Consider the following 19,795-nt stretch of genomic DNA (forward strand, 5'->3'; position numbering starts at 1 on the left):
ACGCAAGGAGTGCTCCATGATCACCATTGTAGGTGGCGTCTACCGAGAGCGCTGCATGAGCCCGGCTTGGGACGATATTTATGGATCTGCAGGACGCGCAGCAACGGCGGTTGCCCGTTTTGGCGGGCAGGCTGAATTGCATGCCTGCATTGATAGCGATACCCAGATCGTTGTGGCGGCGCGCGCAGCCGCAGAGGGCTTCACATGCAAACCCAAAGCTTCTCAGGCTGGGGTGACCTTCGAGTATATCCATGGCCTCGCCACTCCAGATATTCGCCGCGGCGCCCACGCCAGCTCGCAACTCCAGGTTACCGCCGATAAAGTGCTTCGGTTCGGCATGATCGATGGAACCGCGATAGTGAATGCTGAATATGCGGTATTTGATCCCCAGAACGCTGAAGGACCTGAGTCCTTCAGCGCCAATGGCTCTACAGCCAAACACCTGGCGCTTGTCCTGAACCGCCACGAAGCCAACCTGCTCCTTCCAAGCTCCAACGGGCTGCCCCCCGAGGAGATCGCGGCGGCATTGGCCACGCAGGAGAACGCGGAGGTGGTTGTCATCAAAATGGGCCCACTGGGCGCGCTTGTATATGACAACGGCACCATTTCGAGGGTACCGGCATACCGAACTGAGCGCGTATGGAAGATTGGCTCCGGCGATACCTTCGCCGCCCACTTTGCTCTGGGGTGGATGGACAACCGTCTATCAGCTCATGAGGCAGCCTCGACGGCGTCTGTCGCAACGGCCTTCTACTGCGAGACCCAGGGTTTCCCGGACAAAATATTGTTCGCTGGATTCAAACCAAAGGCCCTGCAGCCCTCCGAGCGATACTGCAACGGCTACGTCCCGAAGGTTTACCTTGCCGGCCCATTCTTCACGCTAGCTGAGCTCTGGATGGTCGGGCAGGCTCGCCGAGATCTTATAGACATGGGCCTGGATGTGTTCTCCCCCTACCACGATGTCGGCCTGGGTACTGCTGAAGACGTAGTGGAGAAGGACCTCGAAGGTGTACGCGATTGCGATGTCCTCTTCGCGATCGGCGATGGGCTCGATTCGGGCACGATCTACGAGATTGGCTATGCACGAGCACTAAACAAGCCTGTCGTTTTCTATGCAGAGAATGAGTCTGACCAGGACAAGAAGATGATGAAAGGCTCAGACTGCCGCATTACCGATGACTATGTCAGTGCGGTCTACCAGATGGTTTGGGAGGCGGTAGAGCTATGAAGATAGGATTGTTGCTGTCCGGTGGCATGGATTCCCTGACGCTGGCCTGGTGGAAGCGGCCAGATATAGCATTCACCCTGAATTACGGCCAGTTGGCAGCCCAGGCCGAAATCGATGCCTCGCGGACCATCTGCCAACAGCTGGATATTCCCCACCATGTGATTGAGGTCGACTGCCGCCAGCTAGGCTCTGGGGACATGGCGGGCACTCAAGCCGATAGCCTGGCTCCGGCCTCAGACTGGTGGCCGTATAGGAATCAAATGCTGGTCACGTTGGCGGCCATGAAGGCGATTTCGTTCGGCGTGACGCACCTGTGGCTCGGCACCGTGAAATCAGATGGTTTCCACAAAGATGGTTCGCCCGAGTTCATGGCTGCGATCAGCCACCTGCTCTCCCTGCAGGAGGGCGGCATGGTGGTAGAGGCGCCCGCAATAGAAATCTCCACCGCTGAACTCGTACGCCTGTCAGGTATCCCAGCCGGCCTCCTGGCCTGGGCCCACAGCTGTCATAAGTCACACGTAGCATGCGGTGACTGCCGCGGTTGCAATAAGTACATGGAGGTATTTCAAGAGGTCGGGTATGACCTGGATAGACCTGGCTGATCCCCTACCTAGGGAGACTCCAGAACCCTATGCTCCAGTCGAGTGGGACGTGGGCGACATCTACTCGCTCCCTTCTTTCTCGGGAGCGCCTGATCGGTCCTTCAGCGATGTACTGGACACACGCGTCTCGCACCGCGAGTTCGGCTCTGTCGACGACCATCAGCTAGGTTCGTTCCTCTGGATGGCATGCAGAACGCGAGGGGTGGGCGTTTCGAATCTTGGGTTCGATCTTGAGCATCGTGCTGCGCCATCTGCCGGCGCGATTCATCCAATTCACGTTGTCATTAAACAACCTGGTGATGATCGATGGTGGCTGTACGAACCCAGCACCCACCAGTTGCTAGAACTCAAGCACGCATCCGAAAAGCTCGCAGGCCTGCATGACCTCAGCCTGCAGGTTCTGCAAGGCGACCAAGCTACTCGCTTCCTCTTTCTAGCCGAGCCCGGTAAGACATTGGGCAAATATCAGGATGGGTGCAGCCTAGTTTGGCGTGACGCAGGCGCTCTGCTCGCCGTGATGGCACTGACGGCGACAGCACAGGGGCTCAGCTTCTGTCCTCTGGGCATCACTGGCGAGCCGTGGGCGAGCGCGTTAACCGATCAAGGCAAGCTGGCCGGAGTTGGCCTTGCGCTTTTTGGGTCGGTTGCGTGTAGCTGACTCAGGGTTGTGGTGACCTATCCCCATGATGCTGTGCACTGTGGCAGGAGAGGACATCATTTCTAGCCACATCAGTGCGTCCAGCTCGGATGCCCTGACACCAAGCCCTTTGCTGAAACGGATGAACTGCTCCTCAAGCTCTAGGTAGTTGCGCTCGACAGTCAGGCTGCTCTCGAAGAACTTGCCCAAGAGTCCGGCCCGCAGAATGTGGATATCCAAAATGGCCACATCGTCTGCATCCAGCCAGTTGCGAGCTACCCATGAGGCAGTTTTGTAACCGATACCAGGTATATCCAGCAGCCAGTCACGCAGGTTCTTACCGGAGGTCAAAGGAGGACGTTCAGCTGAAAGCTTCTGTAAAGCCGCACTGAGGTAACGAGCCTTCTGCTTGACGAAGCGGTATCGAACTTGACGCCCATCAATTGCCAGAGGCTCGCTCAGCCACCCAAACAATCTTTCCTGTGACGGGGGTTGCTCGCCAAACGCTCCACGTTCTCTGACGTGATGGAAAGCGGCGATGCCGACGTTCGCAGGGATGCCGTGCCCCCCCAGCAGACAGGCCCCAACTTCCTCTTTCAGGGTTGCCCCGAGCTTGTAGGTGATTCGATTGCCGGTGAGCCGGCGGGCATAGACCTGATAGGCCCAGTAAGCAGGCGTCGGAAATGCCTCCATTGCGCCCCATGGGACGCCTGGGATTACCTCAGCCTCTGCCTTGGGAAGCTCGACATTGAAGACCACTTGATCCACAAAAATAGCGCCAAGTTGCATCAGGCGGCCTCCTCGTCGTTGCCGTAGAGCTCCTGCATCCACTGCAGTAGCTCGTGCCGCTCAATAGGATCCAAACTCTCAATGCGTGTACGGAGTCTGGTTTGGCGGCGCTGAATGGTTTGGCGGTCTCGGAATGTCTCGCCCAAGTAGCGGGTGTCATGCAAACGGCTTGGGGGCGCGAAGTTCAACCACACCACTTCTTCGCGCATTTCTACATGGGTCTTGGCGAGAAAACTCACTTTGCGCCACCCGATCAGCTCTCGGTTATAGACATCTGAGTCATAGCCCGACAGCATCACATTGCAAGGCAAAGCGACCAAGCAACGTAGTAGCCGGACGTGGTCGGCTTCGGTGTAGTCGCAGCGATAGACCTTCTCCCGTCGGCGTGTCTCGGGGATATAGGGTGGGTCCACATACACCAGCTCCTCGCCTTTGAACGAATAGCCTTCCAAGAATGACACGGCATCGACTTGGTGGAGCTCGCAGGCCCCAGAGAGCTCCGACTGCCAGAGCTCAATGACCTTGGCGTCGATATCCAAGCCGATGTTCCGCTGCGCAGCTTTTTTGTTGCGCATGACGGCGCCACCACCAAGATGGGACTCAATGTATGTCTGATGCGGTGGCATCAAGTTGATTAAGCGCTGGTAGCACTTGCCTTTCCCGCCTGGATATCTCATGCACCAAGCATCGTCAGAAGTGACGATGATGTCAACTACCAAGCGCTGAATGGTCTGCTAGCGAATCATGGCCATCACCACAAACGCAGGTTGGCCTTTGGGGTGCAGGTGTATGCCTCCACTTCGTTCAAGCAGAACAGGTGCAGATGATCAATGACGGCCCGTCGTTCCTAATACGAAAATGGGCGCAGATTTATATGCAGGACAGACCCGTTTTGGACGTTCTCAGTCCTGCCGCCTCCTCGGTGTACATTGGCCAAGCCTGATGTACGCGGTGGTCAGCGCGAATGCATTTGACTGGGAGGCGGTCTTGCAATTTAGGCGGTCAAGCGCGATGCAATTCCGTAGCAGGACTTTGCAACGAGCAATGCCACAAATTTGCCACACTCGGCCCGCTAACCGAAGCGAAAACGCGCTAACCACGGCTATCATAACCCTTTGATTTCCCAGCTAATACGCGCTAACGTATTGATTCTAAACGCCGACTTTTAGGACTCCGAAGGCAGGGGTCGTGGGTTCGAATCCCGCCTGGTGCGCCAGACCAATGTTTCTAGTTGTCTCCTGATGTCTACGAAACGCCTTACAAAGCCCGCCCCGTGCGGGCTTTGTTGTTTCTGGTTGTCTCCTGTATCCCCTTATACCGTAGCGCCTTGTATCCCAGGGTGTATCCCTGGGCATTTCTAGAACTGAGGGGATACACGGACGTGAAACGGTCAGAAATCAAGCGCCGGCCGCTCAGCGACACGGTCTTGGCAAGCATCGAACCCGAGACCCGGGAGTACCGGGAGCTAGATGGCAATGGCTTGTACCTGCGGATGAAGCCAGACGGCCAGAAGTCCTGGCAGCTCCGATACAAAAACCAGAGCGGCAAATGGAGCTGGCTTGGCCTTGGCGGTTATCCCAGGTCAGCGGCGCGCTGGCCAGATAGAAAGCGACTGAGCACCGCAAAGAAATCGCCGACGGCGGCGACCCAATTGCCTCCCGCAAAGCGCGCCAGGCTGCCGAGCTTGAGGCAGCTACCAACACATTCGAGATCCTGGCTCGCGAGTGGATCGAGATCCGCACTCCGGGCTGGGAGCCCAGCACTGCAAAGCGCACAGTCGGCGCTCTGGAGCTGCACGTATTCCCTGTATTCGGAAAGCGACCGTATACAGAGATCACGCCCAAGCAGTGGATGGATTTCCTGCAGACGCTTGAGCGCAGAGCCATCCTCGAGCAGATGAGCCGTGTTCGGCGCTCCTGTAAGGAAATCTACGACCTGGCCAGGGTGACCGGCCGAGCAATTCATAACCCGTTGGAAGGGCTCAACCGCTTCCTGCAGAGCAAGGCTGCGGAAAACTACGCGCACGTCACTGCCAAAGAGTTGCCCGAGCTGCTGCGCGCTATCAGCTCCTATCCACATGCCGCGGATTTGCGCATCGGCATGCGTCTGCTGACGCTCACGGGCGTGCGGCCGAGCGAGCTTCGGGAAGCGCCCTGGTCAGAGTTCGATCTAGACAATGCGCTTTGGAGCATCCTAGCCGCACGCATGAAAAAGCGTCGAGATCATCTGGTGCCGCTGTCGTGCCAGGCGGTCGAAGCGCTGCGCGAACTTCACACGCTGAATGGCCGCTAGCCGCCTACGGGCGGCTTTTTTGTGCCTCTTTGATGCGCCTAATGGGCTTTCCCAGCGCACCTACCAGACAACACCGCCAAACCGGTCTTACCCCCGCGCGCGCAATCGTCCCCCCGCCACGCCTGCGGCCTAAATAGGTCGGTTTTTCTGCAGCCCCGCACGGACTGTACGTTAGGCGGGACTATGCGTAACGCGAAGGTCAGCACAGCATGGAAACCCTGCAAAACCCCGCACAGAGGCCGCTCCAATAGAGATGCAGTTAGTCAATCAGCTGTGGCATCGCTGAAAAGGATGAAGCAGAGTGGTCTTCGCGGGGCTTGCCAAAGCCTTACAGAGCTTGATCTCGGCAAGAGTTCGCCTATTCATGCACAATGCTATTCTCAAAAATAGGCTGCTTACGTGAGGACAAAGCCGCTTGCCTTGCCTTCATCACTCGAAACCCGGAGAAGCAGCCAAGGATCTGTTGCAATGAGCATGACCCTCAAGACTTTCAACAATACCCAGCAGTCCGCGATTGCAAGACTATTTTCCGCTACTGTTTTGCGGGAGCTTGCAGATAAAGGGCGCTCACCTCTTTTTTCCCGCCTTTTGCTTGAAAGTCACTTACTTGATGAGCTTAAACTTTCGGACTCAGTAAGCACTGTATTTGATACCGCATTTGATGTTCTTAGAAAGAAGGCATACAGAACCGAATACGCATACAAATCAGCAATAGCCAGCAAACTATTGCTGGGTCGGCACTCATTAAAGACAGCCTCACTGCTGACGGAGTTTAGAGTCGAGACTTGCAAGGTCGATGTTGCCATCTTCAACGGAACTGCAACAGCGTATGAAATAAAATCCGAAAGGGACCGGCTTGATAGATTGGAAAATCAGATCAACTCATATCGCAAAGTGTTTTCGAAAGTCTATGTAGTGACCGGCGACAACCACGTAGAAGAAGTTACAAGAAGAACTGAAGAAGACGTCGGCGTTCTTTTGCTAAGCAGTAGGTTTACCATCTCCACTGTAAGGGAAGCTGTAGATAGACCCGAGCTTATTCAACCCGAAATAATATTTGACTCTCTAAAACTAAAAGAAGCCACCAGTTTGCTTGCGGAGTTTGGAATAACCCCTCCCAACGTCCCAAACACCGAAACACATAGAACACTAAGAGATATATTCAGAGACTTAGACCCAATAGAAACACATAAAAAAATGGTCAGCGTCATGAGGCACTCAAGAAGTTCTCATACATTAGCAGGCTTTCTGAGCGAGCTTCCGCAGTCGCTTGTAGCAGCGATTATTTCTGCACCCATAAAAGAAAAGGACCAGCCCAAACTATTACGGGCTATAAATACTCAAATCGGGGAGGCCCTAGCCTGGGCATAATTTTATGTACTATCCATATTTCAGGGGCAAGCAGTTTGACCTCCTAACGGTCCGCGAGTGCGCGGAGATATTCGCCAAAAACAGCTTTATTCCAATAATTGAGCCGGTTAGAGAGTCGCTTAGCGGTTTAAAAAGAGCAGTGGATCAGCTCAACGAAACCAATGCCAGTGCAATATTGATCGCCAACCCTGTTTATGGCGACCACACTGAGAAAGCAGATGCGATTGATGCATTCATCAAGGGAGAGCTGAAGACTAGTCAGAATATTTCTATAGGCGTGCTTCTAACATCTGCCAGCAGCACATGGATGGCTATTGAATTAGCCGAGCGGTTTAAGGGGCGCCCGCTTAGATTTATACATGCAGGATTTTCTGACCCCAAAGATCTTGCGATTGCTATAGCTAACGAAAATATCGATGCAGGCCACATTTTCTTTGAGGCACATTGTGGAAAGCTTTACCGCAGGCATTTTGATGCGCCCAACCGAATCCTTCTTCGCGATGGATTTAGACGGCAAGCGAATAGCAAATACCCTGATACAGAGCCTTTCTCCGACCTGCATGTAACTTACGCAGAAGAGGGGATGAACGGCTTTGGCGACTTCCTGATTGTTGGAGATGAATATTCAGAAACTGGAGGGCCAGCTTACGCTGTAGCTATCCACTTAACATTTATCGATTCAGAGATGGACGATGCGATGTTTATCCATCACTTTAAATCTGACAGACAAGATACGCCAACAGACCCGGCAGGGAAATTTTATGAAGCCCTTACAAAACTTGTAAACGAAGTTAACAAACCTGACACAAAAGTGTACCGTAGCTCAGCAGTTGAAGAGTTTCTTCAGCTCCACAATGCTGGGCACTTCCCTGGGCTGGGATATATTAAAAAACTCTCAATGAAGCATCACATAGAAACTTTAGCTCAATATTTTCGAGGCTGACCAATGCCTAAATGTTGCGCTTTATGCTTTGAAGACAAACAAATCTCTCGAGAAATAGATACCCACCATTCGGACCGAGGAACTTGCTCATTTTGCGGCGCTGAAGATGTTCTAGTAATCGAACCAGTACGACTGAGAGAGTTTTTCGAGCAATTGCAAGGAAGCTACGCAGTAGCCGAAGAGGGCGGCAAAAATTTAGCAGAGTGGTTCAAATTAGACTGGAGATTATTTGATTCCCTCTCCGTTCTACAAACAAAAGAGCTGCTAGGAGAAATATTTGATGACGCCAACCTCCTCAGACTTAACTTTAACCCGATCTCCCAAACCACATCTACTAATCTCGACTTATGGGCTAGGCTTAGAACTGAGCTGATGGAGGAAAATAGATTCTTCCCGAAAGATACGATCAGCCACGAAAGAATGCACTTCTTAGCCACCCAATTGATTCTGCAGAACGCCGACATCCCGGCCGTCTGGTTTCGAGCGCGAATACAAGAATCATCTACCCCATATGCCATGGACAAAATGGGGCCGCCGCCTAAAGATAAAGCTACTCACGGGCGTGCAAACCCTGCAGGAATTTCTTATCTTTATATGGCCTCAGATTTGACAACCGCAATTTCTGAAATCCGGCCTCACACTGGAGAGCTAGTCACTGTAGCTGAGTTCGAGTTGATTGAAGAGTTAAAGCTAGTAGATCTCCAAAATCCAAGAAAACTTGTCACCCCATTTATTTGTGAAAATGAAAGTGACATTGTCCAATTGCGTGGAGACGTTGAGTTTCTTGAAAGATTCGGAGAGGAACTAACCCGACCAGTACTGCCAAGAGCAGCCGCAATTGACTACATTCCAAGCCAATATTTGTGCGAGATGATTAAGAAGTTTGGATTTGACGGCGTCATTTATCGTAGCTCCGTAGGGAATGAAATGAATATTGCCCTTTTCTATCCTCAAAAGGCTCGTGCAAGAGGGACCTCAATGCACTACGTGTCCAAAGTTGATGTACAAGCTATACCGCAACCTGCAGCCCCTACTTCCTGAGGTCTGTATCCCCACCTGTATCCCTTTACTTTCTATTCCGAAGAAAGCCCATACAAATCATCAGCTTAAGGCCATAGTTATAAGCTCGCCTGGTCTTCAAAGCAAAAAGCCTCGGACGAAAATCCGGGGCTTTTTCGTTTGCAGTAACTATCGGACAAGCATTAAGCCGCCCATCTGCATCCCCAACTGGCGTAGTCCAGCACCACGCTTTCATCCAGTAGCTCGTCGATGCGTCGAGCGAGAGATGCCGAATGCGTTCTGAAGACATTCAGCGCGGGTAGTCCCGGTCAAAGGCATCGCAAAACTATTGGTAGATGTCGCCGTGGTGCGGCAGCATGCTGTGCCAAACGCCATCATGAGGAACGCGGATGATCGACTTCAATAACAAGGGCTTCTTCAAGCTAAAGCAGAACGACGAGTACGCCGAGCGGGTCAAGTCGCTGCTGCTGGATGGCGAGCAAGTGGTCGATGCCTACAAGTCCATGCGTGACGGCGTTGTGTTCACTACTCACCGAATCATCGCGGTCAACGTGCAGGGTATTACCGGCAGCAAGAAGGATTTCACCTCGCTGCCTTACAAGAATATCGTCGCCTATTCGGTGGAAACGTCCGGAACCTTCGACCTGGACTCCGAACTGGAAATCTATTTCTCGTCGCTGGGCCAGGTGAAGTTCGAGTTCACCGGCAAGACGTCGATCGTGGAAATATCGAAGCACATCTCCAAGCATTTACTCTGAGCCAACGGAGCGGAAATCCCCTCCGCAACGCGTCAGTCGGAGAACTGCGGGTTCCAGACGATTTCCCAAAGGTGGCCGTCCGGGTCCTTGAAATACCCGGAATAGCCACCCCAGAAGGTGGCATGTGCGGGCTTGACGATCGTGGCCCCAGCCGCTTCCGTCGCTGCCATGACGGCATCGACCTCTGCCTGCGACGCGACGTTGTGGCCCAACGTCATTTCCGTTGAGCTGGCCGGACCAAGCGCCAGTCCAGTGTCATGGGCGATGCTGCTGCGTGGCCAAAGGGCCAGACGCAGCCCGGGTTGCAGTTGAATGAACGCAACGGCTCCGTGCTCGAACTCCTGCCCGATGATGCCTTCGCTCGCGAAGCCCAAGCCGTCTCGATAAAACCGCAATGAGAGTTCGAGATTATCCACTCCCAGGGTTATGACGGTAATACGTGGCTGCATTTCAGACTCCGTTATAGGTTTCGGCTGTGCATCGAGTTTAGAGCGAAGCGGACGCCATGCTCAGCTATCGTGCTCCCCTGCCTCAGCGCCCGCACCGAACGAGGCCATGGCTTCACATTCGCGCGTCATTGACCACTGCGCCGACGCCGGGCCGGTGGAGGAATGCCACTCGCCCCATGAGCCCCGCTAGCTCTGATCGCAACGACCTACTGCTGCGGATAAATAAAACGGATACCTGCTTAACGATTTACCAGACGCTTATTCACCTGGGTGCGCTTAGAGTCGGGCCACCGAAAGTGGTGATGCCGGTTCTGCCGACATTGCCCTCGTCTACAAAAACAAAAGGTGAATGCTATGGGTAACGCCACAGTCGATGTGAAGACGTGGATCGACGATCGCCCCATCTCCCGATACCAGTGGCTGATCCTCGGCCTGTGCTTTCTGGTGGTCGTGTTCGATGGTTTCGATGTCGCTGTCATGGGCTTTATCGCCCCCTCGCTGATGCAGGAGTGGGATCTGTCGCGGACAGCCTTCGGTCCGGTGATGAGCGCCGGAATGGTCGGCCTTGCGATCGGCGCACTCGCCGCGGGGCCTTACGCCGACCGTTTTGGTCGCAAGACAGTCCTGCTCGCCGCTGTCACGGTCTTCAGCGTTCTGAGCCTGGCCTGTGCGTTTGCGCGCAATCCTTACGAACTTGCCGGCCTGCGCCTGTTAATCGGTATCGCGCTCGGCGCTGCATTGCCGAACACCACGACGCTGGTGTCCGAATACCTGCCCGAAGGCAAGCGCGCGCTGCTGATTACGCTGATGTTCACCGGCTTCAATCTGGGCTCCGGCTGCGGTGGCTTTCTCGCCGCCTGGCTGATTCCGAACTATGGCTGGGAAGCGGTGCTGGCCGCTGGCGGGGTGCTGCCGCTCCTGCTGCTGCCCTTCATCTGGCTGTTTCTACCCGAATCGGCCCGCTTCCTCGCTGCACGTAAAGCGCCGGCACATCGCATCGCCGCCGTGCTGAACAAGCTGGGTGGGCAGTTCGATGCAAATACCCGCTTCGTCACCACCGATTCCAGCGAGCCGACCAAAACGCCGGTGCGCATGTTGTTCAATGAGCGCTACCGCTTCGGCACCCTGGCGCTGTGGCTGACCTATTTCATGGGCCTGCTGGTCATCTATCTGATGATGGGCTGGCTGCCGACCCTGTTGCGCGACGGCGGCGTCTCGATCGAACGCGCCGCTACCATCACCGGACTGTTCCAGATTGGCGGCACCGTCGGCGCACTGGTGGTCGGCTGGCTGATGGACCGGCGCAACCCGAACCGCGTCATCGCCGGCTCCTATGCGCTGGGCGGCGCCTGCATCCTGTTGCTGGGCGCTTTCAGCCTGGAATCCAGCCTGCTGACCTTGGGCGTGATCGCCGCCGGCTTCTGCATAAGCGGCGCGCAGACGGGCCTGAACGCTTTCGCGCCGGGCTACTATCCGACCGAATTCCGCGCCACTGGCGTGAGCTGGATGCTCGGTATCGGCCGCTTCGGCGCCATCTTCGGTTCACTGATCGGTGGTGTGGTGCTGAGTCTCGGCCTCGGCCTGCCCACCCTGTTCACATTGCTCGGCCTGCCGGCGTTCATCGCCGCCGTGGCGATCCTCGCCAATGGTCATGCCGCCCGCCAAGCCAACCGCGCCGTTGCGGCGCATTGATAGAAAGGATTGATTTCATGGCACGCATCATCGGTGGCCTCGCCGTCTCCCACACCCCCACCATCGGCTTCGCGGTGGATCACGACAAGCAGGAAGAAGCGGCCTGGGCGCCGATCTTCGAGAGCTTCGAGCCGATCAAAACCTGGCTGAGCGAGAAAAAGCCCGACGTCTTGTTCTACATCTTCAACGACCACGTCACCTCGTTCTTTTTCGACCATTACGGCGCTTTCTCGCTGGGTGTCGATGACCATTACGACGTCGCCGACGAAGGTGGCCATGCCCGCAATTTGCCGGGCATCGGCGGACACGCCGCGCTCTCGCGCCACATCGGCGAAAGCCTGATGGCCGACGAGTTCGACATGAGTTTCTTCCGCGACAAACCGCTGGACCACGGCTTCTTCTCGCCGATGTCCGCGTTGCTGCCGCATGATGGCGGCTGGCCGGTCGAGATCGTCCCGTTGCAGGTCGGCGTATTGCAGTTCCCGATTCCTAGCGCAGCGCGCTGCTACAAGCTGGGCCAGGCGCTGCGCCGCGCCATCGAGAGCTATCCAGAGGATCTAAAGGTGGCCATCGTCGCTACCGGCGGCCAGTCTCATCAGGTTCATGGCGAGCGCTGCGGCTTCAACAACACCGAGTGGGACAAGCAATTCACCGACTTGCTGATCAACGATCCGATCAAGCTGACCGAGATGACCGTCGCCGAGTACGCCACCCTCGGTGGCTTGGAGGGCTCCGAGGTGATCACCTGGCTGATCATGCGCGGCGCGCTCTCGGCACAGGTGAACACGCTGCACCAGGGCTACTACCTGCCATCGATGACGGCCATCGCCACCCTGCTGCTGGAAAACCGGGACCAGCCGCTACCGGTCGCCGCCATCGAACGCCATCGCGCGCACATGCAACATCAGCTGGACGGCGTCGAGAAGCTCGAGGGCACCTATCCCTTCACGCTGGCCCGCAGCGCCAAGGGCTATCGGCTGAACAAGTTTCTGCGGCGGATGATCGAGCTCTCCTGGCGCGAGCGATTCCTCAGCGAGCCCGAGGCTCTCTATGAAGAAGGCGGCCTGACCGAAGAGGAACGCGACATGCTACGCCGCCGCGACTGGCGTGCGCTGATCCAGTACGGCGCGATCTTCTTTGGCCTGGAAAAGCTCGGCGCGGTGGTCGGCGTTTCCAATCTCGATATCTATTCCGCCATGCGCGGACAGACGCTCGAAGAGTTCCAGAAAACCCGCAATCAGCAAGTGTTGTACGGGGTCGCTCGCAAGAGCTGACCCGCCCGGCCTTTTGTCCCTGTGGTACGACCAGCAAGTAGGGTGGGCTTCAGCCCACCGCATGGCCCGGAGAATTGGTCGACGTGCCTCGCAACCGGTTCTAGTTTCTGACGCGTTTTTTGGTGGGCTAAAGCCCACCCTACATAGCTGTCCCGCTTCCGTAACCCATCGAAGGTGACCACGGAGCGGTAATTGCGGCTCGGCTGCGACAGGCGGTGGGCTGAAGCCCACCCTACGTCGATGTGCGGTTAGGGCTGGCGGGAGACGTCGCGGATGGTGTCCATCAGCGCGCGGGCGGCGGGCGTGTGTAAGCTGGCGGTGCGGTAGGTCAGGCCGATTGCGCGGGTGGTGTGTTGCAGTGGCCAAGGCAGGACGCGCAGCTCGCCGGACTGAATTTCCTCTTCCAGTTGGTGCGCCGAGACGGCGGCAAGCATGTCCGAGCGCAACAGCAGGCCGCGAATGATGGCCAAGTCACCGCTTTCCACCACCGGCCAGGGGGATGCCATGCCGGCATCGGCGAAGCAGGCATCGAGCAGTTTCCGTGCAGGCGAGCCGGCGCGCGGCAGAACCCAGCGGGCATGCTGCAAGTGGCCGCGGTCAACCGTGCCTTTCAGCAACGGATGACCATCACGCACCAGGATGAGCATTTCCTCGGTCAGCAACGCATCGCCGTGCAGATCGCTTGCATAGGCTGCAGAACGCAGCGCGCCGAAGATGAAGTCCAGATCGCCAGAGCGCAATTCGGTCGCCAGCAGGTCAAAGGGGCTTTCATTGGTGACCACCTGCACACCGGGGTGCGTGGCGGTGAGCCGGACGATGGCTTCGGGCAGGATACGCGTGCGCCCCAGCGGCAACGCGCCGACATGCACCACGCCGCGCAGCTCGCCCTCAAGCGCCGCGAGGTCGGCTTCCAGGCGGCGCAGTTCGTTCAATGCCCGGCGGATCGGAAAGAGAATGTCGAGGCTGGCGCGCGTCGGTTGCAGCCCCCGCGGCGTGCGCTCGAACAGGCCTTGCCCGCAACCCTCCTCGAGCACTTTGAGCGCCGCGCTGACCGCCGGCTGGCTGAGCCCGAACAGACTGGCGACCGTCTGCATATGGTGCGTCTCGCAGAGTTTGACGAACAATTGCAAACGCCGCGCCTGATAGAGATACAGCGGTTCGGTCATGCGTGTCGCATCGGTGCCGAGTTGCGCGGGCACGCTTTCCAGCTCCGCCAATACGCGTCGTGCGCGAGGCAGCATCCGTTCGCCCGGATCGGTCAGGCGCATGCCATTGGCATGACGTTCGAACAGCGTGACCCCGAGCCGCACTTCCAGATCGGCGATGGCGCGGGTCACCACCGACTGCGCGCGGTAGAGCACTGCCGATGCTTTCGAGACGCTGCCGTGGTCGGCAACGCGGACGAAGGCGCGTACCTGCATCAGGTTGGGAAGATCGTGACCCATATGGCTTGCGGCTCCGCAAATCGACGAACCACGCCACTATGCCGCCCCGGTGCAAAGACGGGCAATAAATAAAAGGTATAGCCCGAGCCGTCTATTGCATTACAACCCGCGCAAGTGCCGGTGACATGCTCTCTTCATCGCAAGAGGAGCCACTCAACCATGTCGCAACAACAAAAAACCGCCCTCGTCGTCAGCGCCCATTCCGCCGATTTCGTCTGGCGCGCGGGCGGCGCCATCGCCCAGCACGTCAAGCTGGGCTACGCCGTGCACATCGTTTGTCTGTCCTTCGGCGAGCGCGGCGAGTCCGCCAAGCTGTGGCGCAAAGGCGAGATGACCGAAGAGAAGGTCAAGACCGCCCGCCGCAGCGAGGCCGAAGCCGCCGCCGAAGTGCTCGGTGCGAGCGTCGAGTTCTTCGATATCGGCGACTACCCGATGCGCGCCGATAAAGACACCCTGTTCCGCCTGGCCGACGTGTTCCGCCGCGTGCAGCCGGAATTCGTGCTCAGCCACTCGATCAAGGACCCGTACAACTACGATCACCCGCTGGCCATGAACCTGACCCAGGAGGCGCGCATCATCGCCCAGGCCGAAGGTTACAAGCCCGGCGAGAATATCGTCGGCGCGCCGCCGGTGTACGCCTTCGAGCCGCACCAGCCGGAACAGTGCGAGTGGCGCCCCGACACTTTCCTCGATATCACCGAGGTCTGGGACAAGAAGTACGCAGCGATCCAATGCATGGCCGGCCAGGAACACCTCTGGGAGTACTACACCCGCGTGGCCCTGCAGCGCGGCGTGCAGGCAAAGCGCAACATCGGCATCACCGCGAGCAAGAACATCGTCTACGCGGAAGGCTTCCAGAGCGTCTTCCCACGCGTGACGGAGAACCTGGCATGAGCGGGCTCGTTGGCAAGACCGGAATCGTCGTGCGCAACGTCGAGCGCGCCGACCGCGATCTGATCAACGAACTGGGCCGCTATGGCGTCGCCACGGTGCACGAGGCGCAGGGTCGCAAAGGGTTGCTCGCGTCGAATATTCGCCCGATTCAGCAAGGTGTATCGCTGGCCGGCTCGGCCATTACCGTGCTGGTAGCGCCGGGCGACAACTGGATGTTCCACGTGGCGGTCGAACAATGCCGCCCTGGCGATCTGCTGATCGTGGCGCCGAGTTCGCCCTGTACCGATGGCTATTTTGGCGATCTTCTGGCGACTTCGTTGAAGGCTCGCGCCGTACGCGCGCTGGTGATCGACGCCGGCGTACGCGACACCCACACGCTGCGTGAAATGGGCTTTCCGGTGTGGTCGGCGGCGGTCAATGCCCAGGGCACGGTGAAGGAAACCCTCGGCTCGGTGAACCTGCCGCTGATCTGCGGCGGGCAGCTGATCAATGCGGGCGATGTGGTTGTGGCCGATGACGACGGCGTAGTCGTGGTGCGCCGCGACGAGGTCGTCCATGTGGCGGAAGCGACGCGCAAGCGCGGCGACGCCGAAGAAGCCAAGCGGATTCGCCTGGCCAAGGGCGAGCTGGGTCTGGACATCTACAACATGCGTCCGCGTCTGGCTGAGAAGGGCCTGCGCTACGTCGATAACCTCGACGAGCTGGACGGCTGATATGCACCAGACCCGCATCCCTTGTCTACAGATGCGGGGAGGCACCTCCAAGGGTGCCTATTTCCTCGCGTCCGATCTGCCCGCTGATCTGGCCTTGCGCGACTGCGTGTTGCTGGCCGCAATGGGCTCGCCGGATGCGCGGCAGATCGACGGCATCGGCGGTGCCGACTCGCTGACCAGCAAAGTCGCCATCGTGCAGCCCTCGCAGCGGACCGACGCCGACGTCGACTATCTCTTCGCCCAGGTGGTCGTGGAAGAACCGCGTGTCGACTACGGCCAGAACTGCGGCAACATCCTCGCCGGCGTCGGCCCGTTCGCCATCGAGCGCGGCCTTGTGCCGGTCGTGGGTGAAGAAACAGCGGTGCGCATCTTCATGGAAAATACCGGCCAGATCGCAGTCGCGCATGTGCCGACGCCGGACGGCCAGGTGCGTTACGACGGCGACACCCAGATCGATGGCGTGCCCGGCACCGCCGCGCCGCTGGTGATCGAATTCGAGGACGTTGCCGGATCGAGCTGTGGTGCCCTGTTGCCGACGGGCAACCCGACCGACAGATTCGATGGCATCGAGGTGACCTGCATCGACAACGGCATGCCGGTGGTGGTGCTGCGCGCCGAGGACCTCGACATCAGCGGCTTTGAGACGCCCGAAGCACTGAACGACAACAGCGAACTCAAGGCGCGGCTGGAATCGATTCGCTTGCAGGCCGGGCCGCTGATGAACCTCGGTGACGTCAGCCAGCGCACGGTACCGAAGATGTGCCTGATCGCCGCATCGCGTGCCGGTGGCGCGCTGAATACGCGGACATTCATTCCACATCGCTGCCACGCCTCGATCGGCGTGTTCGGCGCGGTCAGCGCGGCCAGCGCCTGCCTGGTCGAGGGCTCGGTGACGGCGGGGCTCGCTGTTACCGGCAAAGGCGACCTGCGGCGACTGTCAGTGGAGCATCCCACCGGTGAATTTACCGTCGAGCTGCGGCTGCAGGACGGCCAACTGGCCGGCTGCGGGCTGGTGCGCACCGCCCGGCTATTGTTTGATGGTTTCGTCTGCATTCCCGGCGCGGTCTGGTCGGGCTGCGTTCAGTTGGGCCGCATTCGGTCGGGCCACGTCTGCTCGGGCCATACGGAGAACACACCATGACACTCGATTGCATCGCTCTGATCGGCTTCGGCGAAGCGGGCGGCATCCTCGCAAGCGATCTCGCGGCCCAAGGCGTCGCCGTTCAGGTTTATGACCGTCTGCTGGATGACCCGACGCAACGCCCGGCGCTGGAGACCAAGGCTGCCAACGCGGGGGTACTTCTCTGCAATAGCGCGGCTGAAGCCATCGCTGGCGTGGCGCTGGTCATCTCGGCGGTGACCGCCGGCGGTGCGCTGGACGTGGCGAAAACGGCGGCACGCACGCTGCAACCCGGGCAGCTGTTCATGGACATCAACTCGGTTGCCCCGGCGACCAAGCAGGCGGCGGCAGAGACCATCGACGCCGTTGGCGGGCGCTACGTCGACGCCGCGGTCATGGCGCCGGTACCGCCCAAGCGTTTGCAGACGCCGATCCTGCTCGGCGGTCGCGATGCCGCCGAACTCTCCGCCGCGCTGAATGCCTGCGGTTTCGCCACCCGCGTGGTGGCCGACGAAATCGGTGTCGCCTCGGCGATCAAGATGTGCCGCAGCGTAATGATCAAGGGCCTCGAAGCCTTGACTACCGAATGCCTGCGCACGGCGCAGCATTACGGCGCCGAAACGGAAGTGCTGGCCTCGTTGCACAAGAGCTTCCCGTCGATGGGTTGGGATGCCGAGCTGCCGCACTACCTGATCAGTCGCGTGGCCGAACACGGCCGGCGCCGCGCAGAGGAAATGGAAGAAGTCGCCGAGACGGTGCGCGCCGCCGGCATCGAGCCGCAAATGAGCCAGGCGATCGTGCAGACCCAACGCGGGCTGGTCGACGCAATCGCCGCGCGCGGCTTGCGTTACGTCGATCTCGAACCTTTCGACTGGCAGCATCTGGACGCCCTGCTCAGGGCCGGACCGAGCGACTGACCGAATGCCTTGACGGGGCTGCATGTAGACCCGTTCGGCTGCAGTTGAGCGACCCTATGCGTATCAGCGTTTTCCGAAGCGAGAACGCGCGTGCCGCGATAACCACACTTTTAACGAGCCCGCGGAACATCACAGGCTTCCTGCGCCACTACCCATAAACAATACGCATAGGCAGGTAGCTGTTATGCATTGTTCGCCACGCAAGGCTGCGTGCAACCATTCCTGACGACTGACGCGCTAGCGCCTTGCTCTGCACTGTATTGGCAGTGCTGGCCAAGTGCGCGGCCGGTCCGAGCCGCTGCATGACGATCGCTGTCGCCAGCACGGCTTAAAACAACAACAAAAGGAAATCGCAATGACGAAAGTTTCCAGATTGCTGCTCGCACTGTTTGTCGCCGGATCGGTTGGCCCGGCTGTACAGGCGGCCGAACCGGTCGTGACGCTCAAGGTTCATCACCAGCTTCCGGCACACTCGGTCACCCAGGCCGACCTGCTCAAGCCCTGGGCAGAGAAAATCACCAAAGAGTCCGACGGCCGCATCCAATTCCAGTTCTACCCCTCCATGCAGCTGGGCGGCACGCCGCCGCAATTGGTCGATCAGGTACGCGATGGCGTCGCGGATATCGTCTGGACGCTGCCGGGATACAACAGTGGCCGCTTCCCGCTGATCTCCGCCGTCGAGCAGCCGTTTATGAGCCGGTCCGCCGAGGCGAGCAGTCAGGCAATGTGGGAATTCCTGCAGAAGCATGGGCAGAAAGAATTCGAGGGCATGCGCTTGCTGGCCACCCATGTGACTGACGGCGCGTTGGTGCATACCACCGAGAAGCCCATCAGAAGATGTCCGATTTTCGCGGTTTGAAAATCCGTGCGGCCAACCGCACTTCGACCAAGCTCATCGCGCTGCTCGGCGGAACACCGGTTGCCATGCCGGTACCGCAGATTCCAGAAGCGCTGTCCAAGGTTGTCGTTGACGGCGCCATCGTGCCTTGGGATGTGGTGCCCGCGCTGAAACTGCACGAGTTGGTCAAGTACCACACCGAAATGGCGCCTGGGCAGCCGGCACTCATGTACACAACCGTCATCATCGCGATGAACCCGGCCACCTACGACAAGCTGCCGGCGGACCTGAAGAAGGTCATCGACGACAACAGCGGCATCGCGCTGTCGCGCCAGGCCGGACATCTGTTCGATACCCAGGTGGTCGAGACCGGACACAAACTGGCCAAGAGCCAAGGCAACCAGATCTATGTCCTGCCCGAGGATGAGCAACAGAAGTGGATGAAGGTAGCCAAACGCCTCGACCAGGATTGGATCAAGGAAGTCGACAGCAAGGGCTACGACAACGGCGGCGCCCTGCTTGAAGACGCTCGCCAGTTGGTCGAAAAGTACAGCGAGCAATTACCCGATTGACTCGCTTGGACATGCGTTACCAGTGAACGATGGGCTGCGCTCACGACTGTCCGATAATCGCCCAATCAGGACGCAACGGAGCGGATGCCGTTCGATAATCGCACACTAAGCGGAATGTCCAATTGAATAGCCGGACGGGAGCTATCAGGATTCAACCGCGACACGATCTGCGGTCCGCTGGCCAGCCGCCCTCGCCTCGGGTCGCGCGGATCGCACATAAAAACAATGAATAAAAAGGACT

Annotated in this window: 17 protein-coding genes and 2 pseudogenes; 15 read left to right on the plus strand and 4 right to left on the minus strand. The window is 58.3% G+C overall.

From position 1 onward, the window contains the following. Positions 1 to 16 precede the first annotated feature (16 nt). Genes NAV33_RS18740 through NAV33_RS21535 form a run of 3 tightly spaced genes read left to right on the plus strand, consistent with a single transcriptional unit; the run spans position 17 to position 2,488 of the window. A complete protein-coding gene (locus NAV33_RS18740) occupies positions 17 to 1,228 on the plus strand; it encodes a PfkB family carbohydrate kinase (protein WP_255982846.1) in 1,212 nt (403 codons plus the stop codon). Next, a complete protein-coding gene (locus NAV33_RS18745) occupies positions 1,225 to 1,830 on the plus strand; it encodes a 7-cyano-7-deazaguanine synthase (RefSeq protein ID WP_255982848.1) in 606 nt (201 codons plus the stop codon). The genes NAV33_RS18740 and NAV33_RS18745 overlap by 4 nt, the downstream gene beginning before the upstream one ends. Continuing rightward, complete coding sequence (locus NAV33_RS21535) at positions 1,808 to 2,488, plus strand: nitroreductase family protein (protein WP_423836675.1); 681 nt, start codon at positions 1,808 to 1,810, stop codon at positions 2,486 to 2,488. The genes NAV33_RS18745 and NAV33_RS21535 overlap by 23 nt, the downstream gene beginning before the upstream one ends. On the opposite strand, the gene NAV33_RS18750 is transcribed toward NAV33_RS21535, so the two are convergent. Both NAV33_RS18750 and NAV33_RS18755 read right to left on the minus strand, forming a co-directional pair. Then, positions 2,423 to 3,256 carry an 8-oxoguanine DNA glycosylase gene (locus NAV33_RS18750; protein WP_255982850.1) on the minus strand — a complete coding sequence of 278 codons (834 nt, stop codon included), beginning with the start codon at positions 3,254 to 3,256 and terminating at the stop codon, positions 2,423 to 2,425. The two genes, NAV33_RS21535 and NAV33_RS18750, sit on opposite strands and share 66 nt — an antisense overlap. Next, positions 3,256 to 3,933, minus strand: a complete 678-nt coding sequence (locus NAV33_RS18755; RefSeq protein ID WP_255982852.1) for a DNA adenine methylase — start codon at positions 3,931 to 3,933, stop codon at positions 3,256 to 3,258. The genes NAV33_RS18750 and NAV33_RS18755 overlap by 1 nt, the downstream gene beginning before the upstream one ends. A 704-nt stretch (positions 3,934 to 4,637) precedes the next feature. On the opposite strand from NAV33_RS18755, the pseudogene NAV33_RS18760 reads away from it, so the two are divergent. From NAV33_RS18760 to NAV33_RS18780, 5 genes and pseudogenes are all read left to right on the plus strand, one after another. Beyond that, positions 4,638 to 5,542: pseudogene (locus tag NAV33_RS18760) on the plus strand (tyrosine-type recombinase/integrase); the annotation flags it as partial. A 474-nt stretch (positions 5,543 to 6,016) separates the two neighbouring features. Then, on the plus strand, positions 6,017 to 6,919 hold the full coding sequence (locus NAV33_RS18765; RefSeq protein WP_255982854.1) for a sce7726 family protein: 903 nt from the start codon (positions 6,017 to 6,019) through the stop codon (positions 6,917 to 6,919). A gap of 4 nt (positions 6,920 to 6,923) precedes the next feature. Next, positions 6,924 to 7,862, plus strand: a complete 939-nt coding sequence (locus NAV33_RS18770; RefSeq protein WP_255982856.1) for a sce7725 family protein — start codon at positions 6,924 to 6,926, stop codon at positions 7,860 to 7,862. 3 nt (positions 7,863 to 7,865) lie between these two features. After that, the gene (locus NAV33_RS18775) at positions 7,866 to 8,903 is read left to right on the plus strand and encodes an RES family NAD+ phosphorylase (protein WP_255982859.1); all 1,038 of its coding nucleotides are present in this window, start codon (positions 7,866 to 7,868) and stop codon (positions 8,901 to 8,903) included. A 368-nt stretch (positions 8,904 to 9,271) separates the two neighbouring features. Continuing rightward, positions 9,272 to 9,640: a PH domain-containing protein gene (locus NAV33_RS18780; RefSeq protein ID WP_255982861.1), complete on the plus strand. Its 369-nt coding sequence runs from the start codon at positions 9,272 to 9,274 to the stop codon at positions 9,638 to 9,640. A 32-nt stretch (positions 9,641 to 9,672) separates the two neighbouring features. Here NAV33_RS18780 and NAV33_RS18785 read toward each other — a convergent pair whose 3' ends face one another. After that, positions 9,673 to 10,089 (minus strand): VOC family protein, encoded by a 417-nt coding sequence (locus NAV33_RS18785; RefSeq protein ID WP_255982863.1) that lies wholly within the window; start codon positions 10,087 to 10,089, stop codon positions 9,673 to 9,675. 354 nt (positions 10,090 to 10,443) lie between these two features. Between NAV33_RS18785 and NAV33_RS18790 the strand changes: the two genes are divergently transcribed. Together NAV33_RS18790 and NAV33_RS18795 are read left to right on the plus strand one after the other, a co-directional pair. Beyond that, the gene (locus tag NAV33_RS18790) at positions 10,444 to 11,781 is read left to right on the plus strand and encodes an MFS transporter (protein ID WP_255982865.1); all 1,338 of its coding nucleotides are present in this window, start codon (positions 10,444 to 10,446) and stop codon (positions 11,779 to 11,781) included. Between the two features lie 17 nt (positions 11,782 to 11,798). Further along, positions 11,799 to 13,055, plus strand: coding sequence for a gallate dioxygenase (locus tag NAV33_RS18795; protein WP_255982867.1), 1,257 nt, complete (start codon positions 11,799 to 11,801; stop codon positions 13,053 to 13,055). Positions 13,056 to 13,303: 248 nt separating this feature from the next. Here NAV33_RS18795 and NAV33_RS18800 read toward each other — a convergent pair whose 3' ends face one another. Continuing rightward, positions 13,304 to 14,500, minus strand: a complete 1,197-nt coding sequence (locus NAV33_RS18800; RefSeq protein WP_255982869.1) for a LysR family transcriptional regulator — start codon at positions 14,498 to 14,500, stop codon at positions 13,304 to 13,306. A gap of 159 nt (positions 14,501 to 14,659) precedes the next feature. Here NAV33_RS18800 and galB point away from each other — a divergent pair, with 159 nt between their 5' ends. The 5 genes and pseudogenes from galB to NAV33_RS18825 all read left to right on the plus strand — a co-directional run bounded on the left by galB (position 14,660) and on the right by NAV33_RS18825 (position 19,554). Then, entirely contained in the window at positions 14,660 to 15,394 is a 735-nt protein-coding gene (gene galB / locus NAV33_RS18805) for a 4-oxalmesaconate hydratase (protein ID WP_255982871.1), read from the plus strand. Continuing rightward, complete coding sequence (locus NAV33_RS18810) at positions 15,391 to 16,107, plus strand: 4-carboxy-4-hydroxy-2-oxoadipate aldolase/oxaloacetate decarboxylase (RefSeq protein ID WP_255982873.1); 717 nt, start codon at positions 15,391 to 15,393, stop codon at positions 16,105 to 16,107. Before galB ends, NAV33_RS18810 begins: the two co-directional genes overlap by 4 nt. 1 nt (position 16,108) lies before the next feature. After that, on the plus strand, positions 16,109 to 17,248 hold the full coding sequence (locus NAV33_RS18815; RefSeq protein ID WP_255982875.1) for a 4-oxalomesaconate tautomerase: 1,140 nt from the start codon (positions 16,109 to 16,111) through the stop codon (positions 17,246 to 17,248). Then, positions 17,245 to 18,144, plus strand: a complete 900-nt coding sequence (locus tag NAV33_RS18820; protein WP_255982877.1) for an NAD(P)-dependent oxidoreductase — start codon at positions 17,245 to 17,247, stop codon at positions 18,142 to 18,144. The genes NAV33_RS18815 and NAV33_RS18820 overlap by 4 nt, the downstream gene beginning before the upstream one ends. 355 nt (positions 18,145 to 18,499) lie before the next feature. Then, positions 18,500 to 19,554, plus strand: a pseudogene (locus tag NAV33_RS18825) (TRAP transporter substrate-binding protein). Positions 19,555 to 19,795 lie beyond the last annotated feature (241 nt).

It is taken from the genome of Stutzerimonas stutzeri (assembly GCF_024448715.1).
GTDB lineage: Bacteria > Pseudomonadota > Gammaproteobacteria > Pseudomonadales > Pseudomonadaceae > Stutzerimonas > Stutzerimonas stutzeri_AR.

Bases quoted from the DNA above. Each gene is read 5' to 3' on its own strand.
- NAV33_RS18795 (WP_255982867.1), top strand. From the start codon at position 11,799: ATGGCACGCATCATCGGTGGCCTCGCCGTCTCCCACACCCCCACCATC.
- NAV33_RS18775 (WP_255982859.1), top strand. From the start codon at position 7,866: ATGCCTAAATGTTGCGCTTTATGCTTTGAAGACAAACAAATCTCTCGA.
- NAV33_RS21535 (WP_423836675.1), top strand. From the start codon at position 1,808: ATGACCTGGATAGACCTGGCTGATCCCCTACCTAGGGAGACTCCAGAA.
- NAV33_RS18815 (WP_255982875.1), top strand. From the start codon at position 16,109: ATGCACCAGACCCGCATCCCTTGTCTACAGATGCGGGGAGGCACCTCC.
- NAV33_RS18785 (WP_255982863.1), bottom strand. From the start codon at position 10,089: ATGCAGCCACGTATTACCGTCATAACCCTGGGAGTGGATAATCTCGAA.
- NAV33_RS18770 (WP_255982856.1), top strand. From the start codon at position 6,924: ATGTACTATCCATATTTCAGGGGCAAGCAGTTTGACCTCCTAACGGTC.
- NAV33_RS18800 (WP_255982869.1), bottom strand. From the start codon at position 14,500: ATGGGTCACGATCTTCCCAACCTGATGCAGGTACGCGCCTTCGTCCGC.
- NAV33_RS18790 (WP_255982865.1), top strand. From the start codon at position 10,444: ATGGGTAACGCCACAGTCGATGTGAAGACGTGGATCGACGATCGCCCC.
- NAV33_RS18765 (WP_255982854.1), top strand. From the start codon at position 6,017: ATGAGCATGACCCTCAAGACTTTCAACAATACCCAGCAGTCCGCGATT.
- NAV33_RS18820 (WP_255982877.1), top strand. From the start codon at position 17,245: ATGACACTCGATTGCATCGCTCTGATCGGCTTCGGCGAAGCGGGCGGC.
- galB (WP_255982871.1), top strand. From the start codon at position 14,660: ATGTCGCAACAACAAAAAACCGCCCTCGTCGTCAGCGCCCATTCCGCC.
- NAV33_RS18740 (WP_255982846.1), top strand. From the start codon at position 17: ATGATCACCATTGTAGGTGGCGTCTACCGAGAGCGCTGCATGAGCCCG.
- NAV33_RS18755 (WP_255982852.1), bottom strand. From the start codon at position 3,933: ATGAGATATCCAGGCGGGAAAGGCAAGTGCTACCAGCGCTTAATCAAC.
- NAV33_RS18810 (WP_255982873.1), top strand. From the start codon at position 15,391: ATGAGCGGGCTCGTTGGCAAGACCGGAATCGTCGTGCGCAACGTCGAG.
- NAV33_RS18780 (WP_255982861.1), top strand. From the start codon at position 9,272: ATGATCGACTTCAATAACAAGGGCTTCTTCAAGCTAAAGCAGAACGAC.
- NAV33_RS18745 (WP_255982848.1), top strand. From the start codon at position 1,225: ATGAAGATAGGATTGTTGCTGTCCGGTGGCATGGATTCCCTGACGCTG.
- NAV33_RS18750 (WP_255982850.1), bottom strand. From the start codon at position 3,256: ATGCAACTTGGCGCTATTTTTGTGGATCAAGTGGTCTTCAATGTCGAG.